Raw genomic sequence first — 17,533 nt, forward strand, 5'->3', positions numbered from 1 at the left:
AGGAAGAAGATGCTTTCATTACTTCATCGTCACTTTCGCAGATTCTGTTTGCCCTTTTTGAACAGAGCCTTGTGCTACTACTTCAAATGAAGCCATTTGATCACTGTTTGTAATGACAACCGGTGTAATTGTGCTTTTCGCTTTTTGTTTCACTAATTCTAAATCAAATGTCACAAGTGGTGAACCCACTTTTACTTTATCACCTTGTTGAATGTGAGCTTCAAATCCTTCGCCTTCCATTGCCACTGTTTCAAGGCCGATATGTATTAGTACTTCAGTACCTGCTTCTGTTTTTAAACCGATTGCATGTTTTGTATGGAATAATTGAACAACTTCTCCTTCAACTGGAGACACAACTTGTCCTTCAGTTGGCTCAATTGCGAATCCATCGCCCATCATCTTTTGAGAGAATACTGGATCTGGCACTTCGCTTAAAGGTAAAATTGTTCCTGTTAGTGGTGCAACTAATGTCGTATCTTTTGAAACTTCTTTTGATTTACCGCCAAATAGTTTTTTAAACATGTTAATCACCTTTCTCTTTACAATTGTGTTATTGTTTTTAGCTTACCCCATCACACAAGTGTCAAAACAAAAAAGCATGAAGAAAGACCATACTCTCTTGCACGCTTCACATGAAAGTCAATACGTTCACTATTTAAACATGGTTTTTACTGACTTGTAAATAAAAATGTTTTAAAAATAGCAATTTTTACTATTAACTCATTCCTAACGTGATGGTGGCTTACCTTTTAAAAAGGAGAGAGACATTAGCGACAAATAAATTTGTCCTCCTGCCTCTCTCCTTTTTAAAAGTGTCACGCATAAGCGTGACAAGGCAAGCTCCTGCTTGCCTGTAATCCACCATCACCATTAATGCGTATCAACTTAGAAGTTACGTGCTACGTTTTTCGCCTCTTCTTCTGCTTTTGCATAGATTGCTTCTGCTTCTGAAGGTGCTGCTGCCATGCCTTCTGATACGACTAGTTGGAAGTCAGTGATGCCAACAAAGCCCATTACAGCGCGAAGATAGCTTTGTGTGTGTTCAAGTTCTGCAGCTGGACCTTCAGAATACACACCGCCGCGCGCTTCTAATAATACAACTTTCTTATCGCCCGCTAATCCAACTGGTCCGTTTTCAGTGTATTTGAACGTTTTACCTGCCATTGCGATGTTATCGATATACGCTTTCATTAATGGTGGGAATCCAAAGTTCCACATTGGGGCTGAAAAGACAATTTTGTCTGCTGCTAAAAATTGATCAACTAATTCTGTCATACGTGTTACTTTTGCTGTTTCTTCCGCTGTTAATTCTTGACCACTCGCTGCTTTCCCCCATGCACTTAACACGTCTCCATCAATGAATGGAATGTTTTCATTGTATACATCTAATGTTGTCACTGTGTCTGCTGGATTTGCTGTTTGATATGCATCTAAAAATGCATTTGCTAATCGAGCTGAAAATGATGCCTCATCTGTTTTTGGATTTACCTTTACATACAATACGTTTGCCATATTTTTCATCTCCCTAAAATTGTTAATTAATATATTTTTAATTAAGAATAACTGTGTATAAAAAGAGATAAATCATTTATACTCAAATCATTTATCTTCAATTCGAGATTTATTATATAACGACTTTTTTTGTTCGTCAACTCATTTGGTTAAAAAAATTCAACTCGCATCTCGTACACGTTCTCGCAAGCTTTTTCTATCTTAATCACCTTACCTGTCTATGTAAGTCCTTCGTCAACTCACCCACTGTATCTCTTAAAAATAATTGGTATGAATCAAAAAGGAGGCTTTCCGCCCCTCTTTGATTCCTATTTTAGAAGCATTGAAACTCACGAATCGTTTGTAAATCAATTCCTGAATATACCCAGAAAAATCCCGTCCATCTGAAACCTGCAACAGAGTTACGCCCTACAAATGTCGGATAAAACCAAAATTGACGTCCATTATTTTGCCAAATATACGTAAAGCGAAATAAACAACGTCGAATAGCACCAGGGTCAACTGCAAATACCGATGGACCACTCGCACTTAATTGTGGTGTAAAAGAAGGTGGTGGCGATGTTGGAGGTTGTGTACTTCCCTGGCCTCCTTGACCGGGCGGTGGCGATGGTGGAAATCCCCCTCCTCCACCTGGAAAACCTGGTGGAAACGGCTGACCTCCTCCTGGGAAACCTGGTGGAAATGATTGACCACCTCCACCGATTGGAATACCAATAAACCTCGGATCATATGGATAGTACATGCTTTTTACCCCTTTCAGTGGCTTTAACATACTAACATACACTATGCACCACAAAAGAAATGGGTGAATGTCTATTCTGTTTTCGGTGGTGCAGGAGTTGTTGTATCTTCTGCTTGCGGTAAAAATCGTTCAATCTTACCATATATAGAAAAGATGACAATTAAAGCGAGACCTAATATAAGAGGATGCTGGATAAATTTTTTCACAAACACGTCTTCATGTGGAGGAATTCTTTTTAAAATCATAAACAAGATAACCATGAACCAAAATAGAGTCAAGAACGAAAAGAAAAGCCATACACCATGAGCTTGTTCAACGGATACTACCTGAATGACCCACACTCCTATCACTCCACTTATCACACCTGAAAACGAGCCTAGAATAATGGCAAATGTAGAAACAGGAATGGCCACAAACCACCCAATTCCTAGCCCGATGCAAGAGCCAAGTAAGGTTGCCATTGATGGAGGTTGTCCTAAAAATAAATAACTCCCCATTCCTACTAAAAAGCCCACATTTGCTCCTACAATGACCGACACAAATGTCCCTACTTTCGCTTGAACGTGAATGTGATAGCGCGTCATATAGAAACATGTCCAAAGCAGAAATAAAAGTAAGATCTGTACTACGATAAGTTCTCCCTTCGTCATCTCATTCTCTCCTATTCTCTCTTAATCTATGTTCTACTATATGCTTACTTCTCTCTCAATATGATTTGAATTTCTACTATGACACATGATGTACGACGTAATTGAAAGATTTATGAAATACTATATAAGTCTGTTTCATTTAATAGAGAAAAGTTGAATTTTTTTAGTGTTAGTAGAAAAGAGTATGTATGAAATTAAGTAAGGAAGAACTCTTATCTTCCATATTCAACCAAGTGTCTACTCATGCAAAAATCCTATTTATGTTGTATGATAGTTCATGTATAATTAAAAGCTGTATTGTGTTTAGAATTACGATTGACAGGTGACTATAATGGGTGAAAATCAAACAAACGTTAGTAGATTCGATTGGAATCTAGCCTTTATTTTGTTCCTCTTTTTTTGTGTCAGTAGCATTGCGATTTATAGTGCTCAAGCCATCGGTCAATATGGAGAGAACTTCTTAGTCAAACAAGTTGTTTTTTACATCATTGGCTCGATTATCATTGCATTTGTGATGCGCTTTGACTCAGACCAGTTTCAAAAATTATCATGGGTATTATATGGACTAGGTAACTTACTATTAATTCTTTTAATTATTGCTCCGCCTAGCATTGCTCCTGTTATTAATGGAGCGAAAAGCTGGTTTCGACTTCCTGGCTTTTCATTACAGCCTTCCGAGTTTATGAAAGTCTTTTTAATCATTGCGTTAAGTACGGTTATTACAAAACATAATGAAAAATATCGCATTCGTCATATTCGAGAAGATTTCATTCTTCTTTTTAAAATGGGATTAACGCTATCACTACCTTTACTCCTAATTATGCAACAACCTGACTTAGGTACAGCGTTAGTATTTCTTGCTATTTTTTCAGGTCTTGTTTTTGTATCGGGGGTAACCTGGAAGATTATTGTTCCTGTTTTTGTAGGAGCTGTTACCATTGGGGGATCGATTCTTGCACTTGTTATTTATGCACCAGAGTTTTTGGAAAAATATTTAAAAGTAAAAGCTTATCAATTCGGTCGTATTTACTCATGGCTTGATCCATATACATATAGCGGTGCTGAAGGGTATCACCTAAAAAAATCGCTAGAAGCAATAGGATCAGGAATGGTAAATGGTAAAGGCTTTTCAAATGGCGTTGTTTACCTACCAGAAAGTCATACCGACTTTATCTTTGCCGTCATTGGAGAAGAGTTTGGATTTATCGGTGGTAGTATCGTCATTAGTTTATTTTTCGTATTAATTTATTACTTAATTAAGCTTGGGCTTGAAACTCGTAACGAATTTAATTCTTATTTATGTGTCGGTGTCATCGCGATGCTCACATTCCACGTCTTCCAAAACATTGGGATGACGATTCAAGTTCTCCCGATTACGGGAATTCCTCTTCCATTTATCTCGTATGGAGGAAGTTCTTTAATGGGGAACATGCTCGCAATGGGGTTAATGTTTAGCGTATCTTATCATTACAAACGCTACATGTTCGGCTCTGAATAATGTAAAAAAAAGCCTTGCCTACTAAATCCAGCACAAGAAATGGATAGTTAGGCAAGGTATTTTTATTTTTCTACTGTTTTAAACTCGCTGCTCTTTTTTTATGTTTACTTTCTTTTTTATAGGGGTACATTTTCTGTAATCATAACCACTTATTAGAAAGGAAGATGAGAAATGGAAAATCGCGATTATAAAGTAGAACATAGAGAAACGAAACGAGATAGCGGAAAAGTGATGTCTACTTTTATTAAATATGCCGCATACTTAATTATCTTTTTCGGTGTTATTTGGTTTTTAATCAACTATATTCTACCGATGTTTCAAAGGTAGGCAACTTGAAAACATCATTTCCTTTATGATATAGTACAATAAAGAAAACGCTTACATATATTGTTCATAAAAGGAGATGATTGCGATGATGGATTATCAATATCGACGCAAAGCATACGGAATTTTAGCTGAACAAAAAGAAGAAATCATTGAAGAATGTAAGCAAGTCTATACCCGTACAAAAGCTACTCCATTCAATGATGTACTAAAAACGATTACTTTAAGTATTTCAATTTTTCTTACATGGATAAATGACAAATCGTAAAAAGCAGTATGGAGATCCACACTGCTTTTTTATCAATGTCCTGAAACAGAATGTAAACCAATACGGTCAACAATTTGTTGACTTTCTGAATTTAACCCTGTCACAACAACCTGTTTATTTAACTTTTTATACTTCTGCATCACTTTCGCAATTCCTGTAACGGCTGAATGATCCCATACGTGAGAGTGCGTAAAATCAATATGAATCACTTCTGGATCTTTTTGATAGTCAAACTCTTCAATAAAATAGCTCATCGTTCCAAAGAATAGTTGACCAGATACAGAATAAACTTTTACACCATTTTCAAGCTTTGATGTTGTACGGATTTTCGCCATTTTCCAGCCAAACACAATTGCACTTAGCACAATTCCTAACATAACACCTAATGCTAAGTTATGTGTATATACTACAACAGCAACTGTGACAACCATGACAACTGCATCAGATACTGGATAACGTTTTAAGTCTTTTAATGACTGCCAATCAAACGTTCCAATTGCGACCATAAACATGACTCCGACAAGAGCTGCCATTGGGATTTGAGTTACAATATCACCCAATACAATGATTAAGAACAACAAAAACACACCCGCCACAAGTGAAGACAAGCGACCACGACCGCCTGATTTTACATTAATAACAGACTGTCCAATCATCGCACAACCAGCCATCCCACCAAAGAAACCAGTCACAATGTTTGCAATACCTTGTCCACGTGCTTCTTTATTTTTATCAGACTTTGTCTCCGTTGCTTCATCGACAATCGTTGCTGTTAAAAGCGACTCTAATAAACCAACAATCGCAAGTGGCAATGAATACGGTAGTATAATCATTAATGTTTCAAATGATAATTCAACCATCGGGATGTGAAAGATTGGTAATGAACGAGTAATGGCACCCATGTCTCCTACTGTTTTTAGATCAAGCCCTCCCAAAATAGCCACCGCTGTCATAAAAACAATCGCAATTAACGGTGACGGAATGGCTTTCGTTACAAGCGGCAATAAGTAGATAATTGCAAGCGTACCTGCTACCATTGCATACATCATCCAGTTTGCACCAACAAAGTGCGGCAACTGTGCCGTAAAGATTAAAATGGCAAGTGAATTTACAAACCCAATCATCACCGTTTGTGGAAGGAAAGACATAAATCTGCCCACTTTTAATACACCTAAAATAATTTGAATAATTCCCGTTAATACAGTCGCCGCAAATAAATACTCAATCCCATGATCTTTCACAAGATTGATCATTAATAGTGCCATTGCACCAGTTGCGGCTGAAATCATACCAGGGCGTCCTCCTGTAAACGCAATGACTACTGCAATACAAAACGAAGCGTACAACCCAACCATCGGATCGACACCTGCAATGATTGCAAAGGCAATTGCTTCAGGAATTAACGCAAGCGCAACCGTCATCCCTGATAATACGTCACCTCTGACGTTTGAGAACCATTCTTGTTTTACTGTTGCTAGGTTCATTTCATCACCTCATATTCAATTTTTAATAGTACTGACTTTCGACTCTCACGGAAGTCGGGGCCGATAACAACGACAAGTATCATAACATAAAATAAAATGATTGCAAATACCGATGAAAACGATTAAAAGTTGGGATTTTCTTATGTTTTCTTTCAAATCCTCTTATTTTCTCACTTCTTTATTCTTTTGACACATTTCTGTAACACAAAAAGAGAGTGTGACATAACGAAATGATTCCTTCTCAAAAACGAACAATAACGTTTCTGTCATCGTTATGTTACTTGCTTGGAGGTGTTTCGATATAATTCATCATTTGAATGGCTGTTCCACTCACTTGTTGAATACGAGGTGGATTTTTAATCTCTAATGTGACAACTGCTAACATAAACAGTTGCATTTATAATCAAAACATAAGAACAACGAATGCATTTCTTCGTATGTCTATGTCCAACTAAAATCGTTTCTCCTTTGTTTTGTAAATTAGAACGAATGAGAAAAACGATGATCTTTTACAACACAAATCTTCCCTTCTAAAAAAAGAATATAAAAAGACCCTTACCTAAATAGGCAAAGGTCTGGCTAGACATTTATCCAATGTCAACAAAGCCGATGGAACTTCCCCCACGTATTGACGGCTTTGTTTCAGGTATTCCCTGACGCTACTCCCCTAAACGAGTCTGTTTACTTACTTGTTATTATAATAGGTATTCATCTATTCAATAAGTACTTTTTACTATTAATTCCTACTCTAGTCAATTTTCGTCCAAAGCTCTTCTGGATTCACTTCATACACATTGTGATCACGATACATCATATTGGCCATAATGAATTCGCGGCGAATTGTTGCATAGTCTTCATGATAGTTTTCAATGTATGCATTCACTTCTTTCTCTTCATATTTTTTACCTCGTTCAAATCCTTTTATTAAATGACGAAGTAACATTAATTTCTTTTTACGTTGTGCCGGAATTTGTTTCACCGTTCCGTCTTGGTTTAAAAAGTGTTTTTTGTAAATTTTTTCTTTTCACCATTCTTGTGTCATTTATGATAAAAAAGGAAGGGGAGGATTAATGTGGTTCATAAAATAAACTCCCTTGCTTATTGAATTCTGAGTGAATTGCAAAGCAAGGGAGTTTATTTATAACGTGATGGTTGCAGGGTTACTCTTTAATTGCTGCTTCTAACGCTACAACAATCATATCGTTGAATGTTGTTTGACGCTCTTCTGCTGTTGTTTCTTCACCTGTAAAGATGTGGTCACTTACTGTTAAAACAGATAACGCTTTGCGGCCATACTTCGCTGCTAATGTGTAAAGAGCTGTCGTTTCCATCTCAACAGCTAATACACCATGCGCTGCTAATTTTTCAAGTTGAGAGTCATCGTTATAAAATTGATCCGCTGTGAACACATTCCCTACTTTTAATTGAAGACCTTTTTCAACACCGGCATCGTATGCACGCTTCAATAAGTTAAAGTCTGCAGTTGGTGCATAGTCAATCGCTCCAAATTTCACACGATTCATGTTTGAATCCGTTGATGAAGACATCGCTAAAATAACGTCACGCACTTTTACGTCTTTTTGAATAGCTCCACACGTTCCAACACGAATTAAGTTTTGAACACCGTATTCGTTCATTAATTCATTTACATAAATCGCAATTGACGGTACACCCATTCCTGTTCCTTGAACAGATACTCGTTTTCCTTTGTATGTACCTGTAAATCCAAGCATACCACGCACTTCGTTATAGCACGTTACATCCTCTAAGAACGTTTCTGCAATATATTTTGCACGAAGTGGGTCTCCTGGAAGAAGAATCGTTTCTGCAATGTCACCTTTTTTTGCTCCAATATGTACGCTCATTTTGTACCTCCTATAAAAGTGAAACTTTCATTAGTATGATAAATTTTATCATTTTTTAGTAGTAGTATGATGTCTGACTTCTTATGAAAGCGCATCAGTCCCTACCTTTACACTATACCATAATTTATTCGAACAGTTATACCTTTCGTGTTTTCTTTTTTACTGCACAATCTATACATCCTTTGCAAAAACTGGTGTGATGAAAGCAGAAAGAACGGGTGATTCTAATGGAGAAAGAGGTGAAAAATCATGGCAAATGAACAAATGAGCAAAAAACTTCAACAAGCCGTTCAACACGCAAATGAAACCAATCCATCTTCAAAAAGAAGCCTTAAACCTGTGACATCAAAATCAGATAAAAAATTATAAAAAACGAGGTGATCATGATGGGCAAGAAACATCGAAACCGCACGAACTCACCAAAGAAGAATAATCACATTCCTGCAGAAGCCATTGTTGCTGAACACGAAGCTCATGCCGATGAGTATTCAGCAGCTAAGCGAAAAAATGGCCCTGGTCATAATCAAAAAGACTATACGAGTTAATCATTTTGTCCCAAAAGGCACTGTCCATTTTGGGACGCTTTTCTATTTAACGAATTTGAATTCGTGGAACAGGTTTCCACCCACCTGACCATAATTTATAATAAAATTTCCCTCTCCTTCCTTCATCAATTAAAATAACATCCCCTGTGCCTATGTATCTTGCTTGAAAATCTTTTGGAAGTGTATCGGCTACATTAAACATTTGAAATACTTTTTGTGTGGCTTCATCATGACTGCCCGCTTTTAACGTAAGGCGATATACTTGCTTATACCCCTTTTCATCCCCTTTTACTTTCGTTTGCATAATCGTTACATCATACTCTTTTTTCCACTTCAACAATCGTTTCACAAGCTTCCATATGTTAAACACCTAAACGTCGCCTCCTATTCAACACAAGGATTTTTTATTTATATTAGCTTTTTTTCATGCAATATCCTTTATCAAAAAAGCACTTATTTTGTCGATAAGACCTGCCAAGAAATAAAGTTCATTCTATGTAACACTATTTTCTACCAAGCATTCACTCCAAAAGTCTTATTTATCTGAATTTTCTAATAAGATGAAAGGTACAAAGCTAGTCAAAAAGCTACAAAAATCAAATAAAAAAACACAACTATATAATTATACAAAATTTTCTTTACTTTCTGTATATTTAAATCTACTGATATTTTTTACATAAAATCCAAAAATAGGGAGAGATAGAATTGAAGAAAAAGTTTCTTATGACTGCTGCTCTAGCTGGAACGTTAGCGCTATCTACTTTAGGTCCATTTAATGTATTAGCACATGATGAGTTAGGTGATGTAAATGTGGACAAAGGTGATCGCGTTGAATACAACGATTTAGCAGCTGAAGTATTAAGAGGTAGCAAAAACCTAAAGTATTGGCACGAAAAAGCGGCACCCCAACCAAATGTCGTACGAGCTGATGGAAAACAAAATTCATTTGCGGATGTGTATGCTCATAAAGGATTTGCTTATTTAGGTACTCACACAAAAAATGGGGCAAATGGTGGCGTTCGTGTATATGATTTGAAAGATCCTGCTACCCCTAAAGAAGTGGCTGTATTTGCAAACAATGATATCCCGGGTACGTGGCAAGAGAAAGTCATCGTAAAGTCAATTAACACTCCAAATTTTAAAGGTGATTTAGCTGTTGTAAGTGTTCAACAATTAGATAGTAAGAACCCTAACTCGAAAGGCGGCTTTCTCCTTTATGACGTTACTGACCCGTATAACCCTAAAAAATTAGGGTTTTCAGAAGTAACAAAAAAGACACGAGGAACACATGAGCTTTATCTAACAACGCAAGGAAATCGCGCTATTGTGTTAACAGCTAATCCTTATGCTGATTATTATAGTCATGGAGAAGAAAAAGACTTCCAAATTGTTGACGTCTCAAACCCAAGTCAACCTAAAAAACTATGGGAATTTGATCCACGTACCCTTCCAGAAGTAGCTGATGATTTTGACGGTTACTATTGGAAATCACCAGATGGAAAAACTCGCCCCGTATTCAACCATAGTACAAGAGTAGATGGTGATTATGCGTACATCTCTATGTGGGATTTAGGAACGATTATTTTTGACATTAGTAATCCAGAAAATCCAACGTACTTAGGACGTACAGACTTTGCTTCTCATCAACAAGGATCAGCTCACTCATCAGCAGTCGCCAAGGGTGGGAATATTTTAATTGAAACACGTGAAGTGTATCAACCACTAAAACCTGGCTATGAAGCGGCATTTGGGTACACACGCATCTTTGATATTAAAGACAAAAAGAACCCTAAGTTATTAAGTGAATTTAAAACAGACTTAACAACGGATATTCCTGAAAACGCTGGTCCATCATATAGTACGTTCTCAAGAACCGTTCATGACCCAAAAGTACACGGCAATACTCTTTATCTCTCTCACTATGCTGGTGGGGTCATCGCAGTTGATATTACAGACCCTGCAAATCCAAGTGAAATTGGGCGCTATACACCTGAAAAGTCAGACGTATGGGGAGTATTTGTAGATCGCAATTATGTACTCGCATCTGACATCGGTTCAGGGTTAAAAGTGTTACTAAAAAATAATAGCGGTGGTAGCGAAACAGGCGTTCAACGTTAAGCAAACAAAAAGAGGCTGGGACATAAGTGTTTCAGTTGATAATATGAGGGTGTCCCAAAAGGTATAAACTTTTGGGACACCCTCTTTTCTTATCTTATCCGACTCGTCCTTTTACGAGCTGTCGTTTTAATTGATTGACAATGTTTTCACACACAAAATGCAAACTGGAATCACAAATAAGATCATATTTTGTACATTTTACAGATACAAATAATACGTTCGTTTTCGTACACGTTACTGACAAATCAACCGTAAGCTCTAGTTCACCATGATGATTTAACTCATAAACACGTGGACCACAAAATAACGAAGGTGTGTCAATAAATGTACATTGCTCTTCGTTTAAAATCGTTTTAACAAATGCTTCTACTACCGCTCCTAGTGCTTCTGTCATCATCTCTAGTAACGTCATATGAGTATGACCATAAAACAAAGGAAGGTCATGAAACATCGTACGGATTTGTTCGTACGGATGTTTCGTTTCAATCGATTGTTTATAATGTTGAATCTCTATTACTTCGCTTTGTGACATATATGTATGTAAATGATCTAGATACGCATTTCGAAACTGCGTAACATTGTTTATAACACTCACTTTTTACTCCTCCTTAACGACACAATCTATATATATCCGCTTTCACCCTCTTTCAACCTTCTTTTTTTCACTTGCTGTACGTTGATAGAAAAGAAATACTACAAATAACCAAGCAGTGCCCATCGCAAATCCTGCTAGTATATCTGTAAGATAATGAACCCCTAAATACATGCGGCTAAATCCAATTAAGCTAATCAACCACACAAGTAAAGTGATGACTACACCTTTTACATAATTTTGCTCGTTGATATACATACGAATCAACAGTATGAGAGCACCATAAAATGCCATTGAATTCATTGCATGTCCACTTGGAAAACTATAGTGGCCCGCTTCAATTAATTGACTTAGTTGGGGACGTGGACGCTCAAACACTTCTTTTAATAGCCAATTTAATGAACGAGACCCAAAATAAACGAGTGTGATAAAGAGAGCAGCACCCGCTTCTCGCTTATACAACAAAAAGATAAGTAGGCCAAACCACATTGGAGCCGTTACGTACCAAGACCCAACCTCTGTAAAGAAAATCATAATCGGTGTGAGCCAAGGTTGTCTGAGTTCAAATACCGCTCGCAATACTTCGATATCAAACGCTTCGATTGAGGAAGTTTTATGAATAAACACAATAAGTAAAAAGACGAGTAAAGAGCTTAAAATAACCATGATTTGTTTTTTCATACTATGCACAACTTTCTATCTAAAATTAAAAATCGTCCCTCTTTTCCTCATCATTTTATCGAACGGAAAGGGACGACTCAGCTATTAGCTGTTTTTCTTTGGTTGTTTATAATGTTCTTTTTGAGGTGCCTGATTCGTTACAAACTCGTTAGAGAATTCAGGTTCCATACGTTTTGATTTTGTTATCGCTTTTTGCTCTGTTTGATTGCTATGTTTATGTGACATGGTTACGCCCCCTTTCTCACATTTGTTACTATGTGAAGAAAGCAAGCATTTTATCCATGATTACTTAACTATACTTTGCAATAAGCTGATTTAAAATCGACTTAATATTGACGGTGTCTCGTTCATGAACCGTTGTTTTCACAATGGTTTCATCCATTTCAAGTGCTTCTGCTAAAAAGCCTCCTAGCCCTCTAGCACGTCGGTCTACTTCAATTAATAATTCATATTGATCCGGACCATCTGGTTGAACGATGACTTCTACTTCATCTAACTTTCCATAATACGAGCCGCTAGTCGGTACAAATTCAAATTCTTGTACAAATGGGAGTCGTTTGCGCATTTTTCTTGGCGCTTCTTCACATTCAACTTGACGTAAACGAAAGCCTAACTGCTCCATCGCTGGAATGACAGCTGACACCATTTTATTCGGCAATACATTGACATAATCGACATCTTGCGGATCGACTGCATTTTTAATATCAAGCCCTGTCGCTACCCATACTCGTGTTTTCCCCATTGTAATCGGTGTATCTTTTGGCAGTTCAAAAGAAAACGGTAGCTGCTTTGTTTCTCCAGGTGTAATAACAAACGGATTGCTAATTTTAAAATTGTTTAACATGACGTCTTGCTTTACTTTTTTATCGTCGACTTCTCGCACGTAGCTTGTAAACAGTTTTAAGTAAATACTATCAATTTCTTGTTCTACATTTCCACCGTACACTTCTACTACACCTTCAATTGTTGAACCTGCCGTTAATTTATCGTTATACAACTTCGTGTCTACTTTCGCTGCACCGACTCCAATGCGCGCTAATACTTTATTAAATAAAGCCATCGTTCTCCCTCCAACTACTTATCTATTTTTTAAATAATGCTGCACGTCTTCCTTTAACTCGTGCAACTCTTCATATGGTTGATCATGCTGCAACATTTTTCGAATGATGTGTGTTAATGGTGATGACAACAAAAGCTCTTTTTCCCAACTTTTTTCTTTTTGTGAAATCGGCTCATAGGAAGAATACAATAAAAACAACAAAAAATGACCAAGTGTGTATATATCACTTTTAAACGCAATTTCTCGCATTCTTTGTTGTTCATCCACAAGTGTTGAAACATCTTCTTTCTGATCAGTAAAGCGAGCCAATCCAAAATCAATAATTACAATTTCTTCTTTTACAAGTAAGATGTTTGGAATGCGTAAATCTCGATGCACAATCCCTTGTTGATGAATGTAGTCAACCACGTCAATAACTTGTAACAAGACATGTAATGCTTCTCTCTCTGAGTATGTTTTTCCTTCTTCAAAAATTAAATCTTCGAATGTTTTTCCTTCTACATACTCCATGATAATGAATAAGTTCCCTTTATCTTCTAACCATTCATGTATCGTTGGAATTTGTGGATGATGCAGCGCTTGTAGAATCGTCACTTCTTGTTTAAATGATTGCTTTCCTTGCATCGTCTTTTGCTTTGTTTTGCGAAGTTGTTTCGCAACAAACTTCTGATGACTTCCTTGTATTGACACCACGTAGGTCATACCGTAACTACCCATCCCAAGTAACTCGTCTACACGATACGTATGACCAATTTTATCTCCTGGTCTTAATGGATGATCTATCAACCACCGATGAATCGACTTCCATAGTTGTTTTATCACTTGTTAACTACTATAACTCGAGAAGAAACTACTACGTTTTCGTTTCCCTTTATAATGATGATGTCCATAGGAAGAATGCTTATGAGAGTATCCATACTTTTTATAATCGCTACTACTGTATCGACGAGGCTTTCTATAACGATTGCTGCTACTATATCGTCGATGCTTTTTCTGCCCTAACAAAGATTCCAAGATTTTTCTAATCATCTTATACACCTTCTTTTCTAGATTCACATATGAATATAAACAGTGAACAAAACATCATCATGTTATGAACTAACTCGCTATATATACGTGTCATTATTTTTTTGGTTTCATCTTTTTTCCCATATCTTTATATTTTTAAACAAATTCATTAAATAAGGTGAGGTTATGCTTCAACATGTTTTCACAACCGTAAAAGATTTGTTCAAAAAAGAAGAAGTACTATTACAACCAATTATCAAAAGTGATGAGCTGTGCTTATTAAAAAGAAAAGCTTCCAATGTGCTATCATGTCCACTTCCACAAACAACAACTCTTATTGGAAAAGATGTTGCAATTGTAAAAGAGATTCGTACGCAAACTACATTGCATAATCAAGATAATATAACGAGAACGAATGCCTACTTACAATTTTACAAACGCAATCCAGAAATCCATTGGGCACTTCTTGCACATCTCGTTTCACGTAACGGTGGTTATCACATGACCGACTTAAAAGGAAACCTACTCGAATCTGTTTTATCATCCAACCGAAAGCAAGCTTACTTTGAGTTTTTAGAACGAGCCAATGCGCTTATTTTTCAAGATGCCTATCCACAATTATTACTCTATGAAGAAAGCAAACGGCAAATGAAAAACTTCTTTCATTTATTACCTGTTTTTCATGTGTCTCGTTTTATGCAAATGATGTGGAACCATTATGTAAAAACGATGAATCATTCTTTGCTCACACTTTGCTTAATTACAAATGAACAACACTATATTGACAAACGAGTCATTCACCACCCTATTTATCACAAACAAGTAGTAGATACATGGCAATTTACGCTCCAGGAATTTTTCGGTTTTACACGTGTACTGTTTCCTTTTTATAAAAATGACAAAGTACGGTTAACAGGGGTCACCGTTCAACAATTTGATTCTGTTAACAAACGTATCGAAGTAGGAAAATCCTTATACAGCTTACTTTTTTCCCATCCTGACATTCTTAAAGGAGCAACTGTATTCACAAATACTCATGTGCATACAGCCTCTCGTTCAGATTACGCTCCCTTTTTATTTTCTACTCATAAAAAAGAAAAACGAATTTACAGCCCTACGTTGCCAACTGCTTGGCCTATTGTTCGTCACACCTTCTTTGATCAAAGCGATTGGTTCAACGACATTTCTGTTATGGATCAGCTAAGTCAACTAACCATTACACCGTACATCGATTTTACGGACCAATATATTGAAAAGATGACTCCACTTCTTTTACTATCAAAAACGCCACTACTTAGGGAAGATAACACAACATCCTCTTCGTAAATGGTTCATTACGATATCTAATTTGCTCCTACTCTATACATGACAAAACGACGAGAGGACTCGTCGTTCTTTACGCTCTTTTTTATTCCATTATTTACTCAAAATCGGGATCCAAATCTAAATCTACTTCTTCATCAATAATGCACTTTTCGATTAAATAATCAAATGCGATATCTGCTAGTTCTCCTACTTCATCCTCTGACGGGGCATATCCCCGCTTTACTAGCTCATTGTAAAAGAACTCCGCTATCTCTTCTGTATCAATAACTACTTCGATTTCTTTCACAATATCACCCCTTTATACACGTTTATGTTTATACTGTCCAATCTATGTCTAAAACTTCATAGACATGTCAAGCTTGTTCGACTTTCTTTTTCTCTTTACTTTTTGCTTCTTGTTCGGAAGTTATTTTTGCAAACTTTACAGCTATCGAGAATGGCTTTTACAACGTTACTTATCCTCAAGCTCTTACTTTGCAAGAACTTCATTAAAAGGAACAAACGTTTAGAAAGATTCGTGCTACCTAGACGAATCTTCTCGTTTAGACCACAGACAGAGTCAATGAACACTTTTTACTCTTTTGGCATGCACATACGCGGTGATTGACATATCGCACCTTGTCCGATTTATTATTGAGGAATAAGCATGGAAGTCGTAAAGTCCCATGCTGTAATGACACCTTTTATTTACGTGATCAATGCTCACCTAAACAATTGTCTATCCTCACTATTTGTAACAAACGATGAAAAACAAGTAGATGAACTTACAACTTATCAGATGACTGATCAATGATTTTACGCAAATGCTTTAGCACCAAATTCATTACTTCTGCATATTCTTCATCTTCAAATAGCTCATATAGCACTTTATAATCGTTGTAGACATCTAACAATCCATCAATGATTTCATCGCGTTCTTTCATTAAACGTGTTTCTTCTCTTTCATAACCATTTTGTTTTTTCATCGCAGGTAGCAACTCCGTCTTCTGAATTTCTTTTCCTAAATACAACATGCTAATACTTTGCATATAGCGCTCAGCTTCTTCATGAGGGGCCATTAAAATGAGCTCTTCTTCACTTGCCTCTAACCATTCTCCATCCGTGACTCGAGATAGCTCATACACAATGTCTTCCCATGCATCTTCTTGATAACGCCACACTTCTGTGCGAATTCCTATCACTTTAAATAACTCTTTTCCGTAGTTAAACACTTGAACAATATCACCGAAAAAGAATTTATATTCAAGATCTACACGTTCTTGTATTAACACTTGACCGTTATAGTCTTCTAACAATTGGATTGTATCTTCTAAAAAGAGTCCATCACTATGATTAACTTCGTAGACAAATAACCCATCCATTACTTTAATATCTGTAATGGTGCCGACGGTTCCATAAATGGTAATAACGATTGTATCGCCTATTTTATACTTCGGCTTCTTGTTTTCTCCCATCGTCGCACCCCCATTGACATATGCACATGCTCTAAAGATACAATATTATATGCAAAAGATTCGAAAGCGGTATAGGAACATCCATGAAACCAAGCCCGTTATCATCGCTCTACAAAACAAATGTAGACCACAAGCAATTGCTTGTGGTCTACACGCTCTTTCTATCTATTCATTTACTTCTTGATTACTGATTGGTTTCATATAGTTCCCAAGCATCATCAAATACGGACATGCTTTCTAAGTAATGACCATTCATCTCTAAATATGAACTAATTTCATGATAGTCAGTTGATGATTTCGGAAAACTATGATCGTCATAGGCACTTCTTGCAAATTCACCAATTGGATCTCCTTTAGCATTGGAACGATACTTCATCATGTAATGATAAAATGACTTCACCTTACA

General features: G+C 36.7%; 23 protein-coding genes. 6 read left to right on the plus strand and 17 right to left on the minus strand.

Annotated elements, in window-relative coordinates:
- Positions 1-18: 18 nt before the first annotated feature.
- The 4 genes from DIS06_RS05415 to DIS06_RS05430 form a co-directional block, all read right to left on the minus strand.
- A complete protein-coding gene (locus tag DIS06_RS05415) occupies positions 19-522 on the minus strand; it encodes a PTS sugar transporter subunit IIA (RefSeq protein WP_110112221.1) in 504 nt (167 codons plus the stop codon).
- Between the two features lie 363 nt (positions 523-885).
- Positions 886-1,512, minus strand: coding sequence for an FMN-dependent NADH-azoreductase (locus tag DIS06_RS05420; protein ID WP_110112222.1), 627 nt, complete (start codon positions 1,510-1,512; stop codon positions 886-888).
- Positions 1,513-1,825: 313 nt separating this feature from the next.
- Entirely contained in the window at positions 1,826-2,254 is a 429-nt protein-coding gene (locus DIS06_RS05425; RefSeq protein WP_110112223.1) for a transporter, read from the minus strand.
- Between the two features lie 71 nt (positions 2,255-2,325).
- The gene (locus DIS06_RS05430; RefSeq protein ID WP_110112224.1) at positions 2,326-2,904 is read right to left on the minus strand and encodes a hypothetical protein; all 579 of its coding nucleotides are present in this window, start codon (positions 2,902-2,904) and stop codon (positions 2,326-2,328) included.
- Between the two features lie 331 nt (positions 2,905-3,235).
- Between DIS06_RS05430 and DIS06_RS05435 the strand changes: the two genes are divergently transcribed.
- The 3 genes from DIS06_RS05435 to DIS06_RS05440 all read left to right on the plus strand — a co-directional run bounded on the left by DIS06_RS05435 (position 3,236) and on the right by DIS06_RS05440 (position 4,994).
- A complete protein-coding gene (locus tag DIS06_RS05435; protein WP_110112225.1) occupies positions 3,236-4,402 on the plus strand; it encodes an FtsW/RodA/SpoVE family cell cycle protein in 1,167 nt (388 codons plus the stop codon).
- Positions 4,403-4,573: 171 nt separating this feature from the next.
- A complete protein-coding gene (locus tag DIS06_RS20335; RefSeq protein WP_204166754.1) occupies positions 4,574-4,729 on the plus strand; it encodes a hypothetical protein in 156 nt (51 codons plus the stop codon).
- An 85-nt stretch (positions 4,730-4,814) separates the two neighbouring features.
- Positions 4,815-4,994 carry a hypothetical protein gene (locus DIS06_RS05440; RefSeq protein ID WP_110112226.1) on the plus strand — a complete coding sequence of 60 codons (180 nt, stop codon included), beginning with the start codon at positions 4,815-4,817 and terminating at the stop codon, positions 4,992-4,994.
- A 32-nt stretch (positions 4,995-5,026) separates the two neighbouring features.
- Here DIS06_RS05440 and DIS06_RS05445 read toward each other — a convergent pair whose 3' ends face one another.
- The 3 genes from DIS06_RS05445 to deoD form a co-directional block, all read right to left on the minus strand.
- Positions 5,027-6,478 carry a SulP family inorganic anion transporter gene (locus tag DIS06_RS05445; protein ID WP_110112227.1) on the minus strand — a complete coding sequence of 484 codons (1,452 nt, stop codon included), beginning with the start codon at positions 6,476-6,478 and terminating at the stop codon, positions 5,027-5,029.
- A gap of 748 nt (positions 6,479-7,226) precedes the next feature.
- Positions 7,227-7,457: a DUF2087 domain-containing protein gene (locus tag DIS06_RS05450; RefSeq protein ID WP_239421895.1), complete on the minus strand. Its 231-nt coding sequence runs from the start codon at positions 7,455-7,457 to the stop codon at positions 7,227-7,229.
- A gap of 181 nt (positions 7,458-7,638) precedes the next feature.
- Positions 7,639-8,343 carry a purine-nucleoside phosphorylase gene (gene deoD, locus DIS06_RS05455; protein ID WP_110112228.1) on the minus strand — a complete coding sequence of 235 codons (705 nt, stop codon included), beginning with the start codon at positions 8,341-8,343 and terminating at the stop codon, positions 7,639-7,641.
- A 386-nt stretch (positions 8,344-8,729) separates the two neighbouring features.
- Between deoD and DIS06_RS20340 the strand changes: the two genes are divergently transcribed.
- A complete protein-coding gene (locus tag DIS06_RS20340) occupies positions 8,730-8,888 on the plus strand; it encodes a hypothetical protein (RefSeq protein ID WP_204166755.1) in 159 nt (52 codons plus the stop codon).
- A 46-nt stretch (positions 8,889-8,934) separates the two neighbouring features.
- Here DIS06_RS20340 and DIS06_RS05460 read toward each other — a convergent pair whose 3' ends face one another.
- Positions 8,935-9,258: a YodL domain-containing protein gene (locus tag DIS06_RS05460; protein ID WP_343287486.1), complete on the minus strand. Its 324-nt coding sequence runs from the start codon at positions 9,256-9,258 to the stop codon at positions 8,935-8,937.
- Positions 9,259-9,593: 335 nt separating this feature from the next.
- Between DIS06_RS05460 and DIS06_RS05465 the strand changes: the two genes are divergently transcribed.
- Positions 9,594-11,006 (plus strand): LVIVD repeat-containing protein, encoded by a 1,413-nt coding sequence (locus DIS06_RS05465; protein ID WP_110112229.1) that lies wholly within the window; start codon positions 9,594-9,596, stop codon positions 11,004-11,006.
- 94 nt (positions 11,007-11,100) lie between these two features.
- Here DIS06_RS05465 and DIS06_RS05470 read toward each other — a convergent pair whose 3' ends face one another.
- The 6 genes from DIS06_RS05470 to DIS06_RS20355 form a co-directional block, all read right to left on the minus strand.
- Positions 11,101-11,601, minus strand: a complete 501-nt coding sequence (locus DIS06_RS05470) for a hypothetical protein (RefSeq protein WP_110112230.1) — start codon at positions 11,599-11,601, stop codon at positions 11,101-11,103.
- 42 nt (positions 11,602-11,643) lie between these two features.
- On the minus strand, positions 11,644-12,279 hold the full coding sequence (locus DIS06_RS05475) for a phosphatase PAP2 family protein (protein ID WP_110112231.1): 636 nt from the start codon (positions 12,277-12,279) through the stop codon (positions 11,644-11,646).
- An 84-nt stretch (positions 12,280-12,363) separates the two neighbouring features.
- Entirely contained in the window at positions 12,364-12,504 is a 141-nt protein-coding gene (locus DIS06_RS20090) for a hypothetical protein (protein ID WP_162595876.1), read from the minus strand.
- Between the two features lie 64 nt (positions 12,505-12,568).
- On the minus strand, positions 12,569-13,339 hold the full coding sequence (locus DIS06_RS20345) for a sporulation protein (RefSeq protein WP_204166756.1): 771 nt from the start codon (positions 13,337-13,339) through the stop codon (positions 12,569-12,571).
- Positions 13,340-13,357: 18 nt separating this feature from the next.
- Positions 13,358-14,161, minus strand: a complete 804-nt coding sequence (locus DIS06_RS20350) for a serine/threonine protein kinase (RefSeq protein ID WP_204166757.1) — start codon at positions 14,159-14,161, stop codon at positions 13,358-13,360.
- 3 nt (positions 14,162-14,164) lie between these two features.
- Entirely contained in the window at positions 14,165-14,368 is a 204-nt protein-coding gene (locus DIS06_RS20355) for a hypothetical protein (protein ID WP_110112232.1), read from the minus strand.
- A gap of 165 nt (positions 14,369-14,533) precedes the next feature.
- On the opposite strand from DIS06_RS20355, the gene DIS06_RS05490 reads away from it, so the two are divergent.
- Positions 14,534-15,673: a DUF2515 family protein gene (locus DIS06_RS05490; RefSeq protein ID WP_110112233.1), complete on the plus strand. Its 1,140-nt coding sequence runs from the start codon at positions 14,534-14,536 to the stop codon at positions 15,671-15,673.
- A gap of 94 nt (positions 15,674-15,767) precedes the next feature.
- Here DIS06_RS05490 and DIS06_RS05495 read toward each other — a convergent pair whose 3' ends face one another.
- From DIS06_RS05495 to DIS06_RS05505, 3 genes are all read right to left on the minus strand, one after another.
- On the minus strand, positions 15,768-15,959 hold the full coding sequence (locus DIS06_RS05495) for a YozD family protein (RefSeq protein WP_110112234.1): 192 nt from the start codon (positions 15,957-15,959) through the stop codon (positions 15,768-15,770).
- Positions 15,960-16,437: 478 nt separating this feature from the next.
- Positions 16,438-17,127: a hypothetical protein gene (locus tag DIS06_RS05500; protein WP_110112235.1), complete on the minus strand. Its 690-nt coding sequence runs from the start codon at positions 17,125-17,127 to the stop codon at positions 16,438-16,440.
- A 184-nt stretch (positions 17,128-17,311) separates the two neighbouring features.
- Positions 17,312-17,527 carry a YozE family protein gene (locus DIS06_RS05505; RefSeq protein WP_110112236.1) on the minus strand — a complete coding sequence of 72 codons (216 nt, stop codon included), beginning with the start codon at positions 17,525-17,527 and terminating at the stop codon, positions 17,312-17,314.
- Positions 17,528-17,533: the final 6 nt, after the last annotated feature.

Origin of the sequence: Bacillus sp. CGMCC 1.16541, assembly GCF_003184905.1 — a bacterium.
Taxonomy (GTDB): Bacteria; Bacillota; Bacilli; order Bacillales; family Bacillaceae_H; genus Priestia.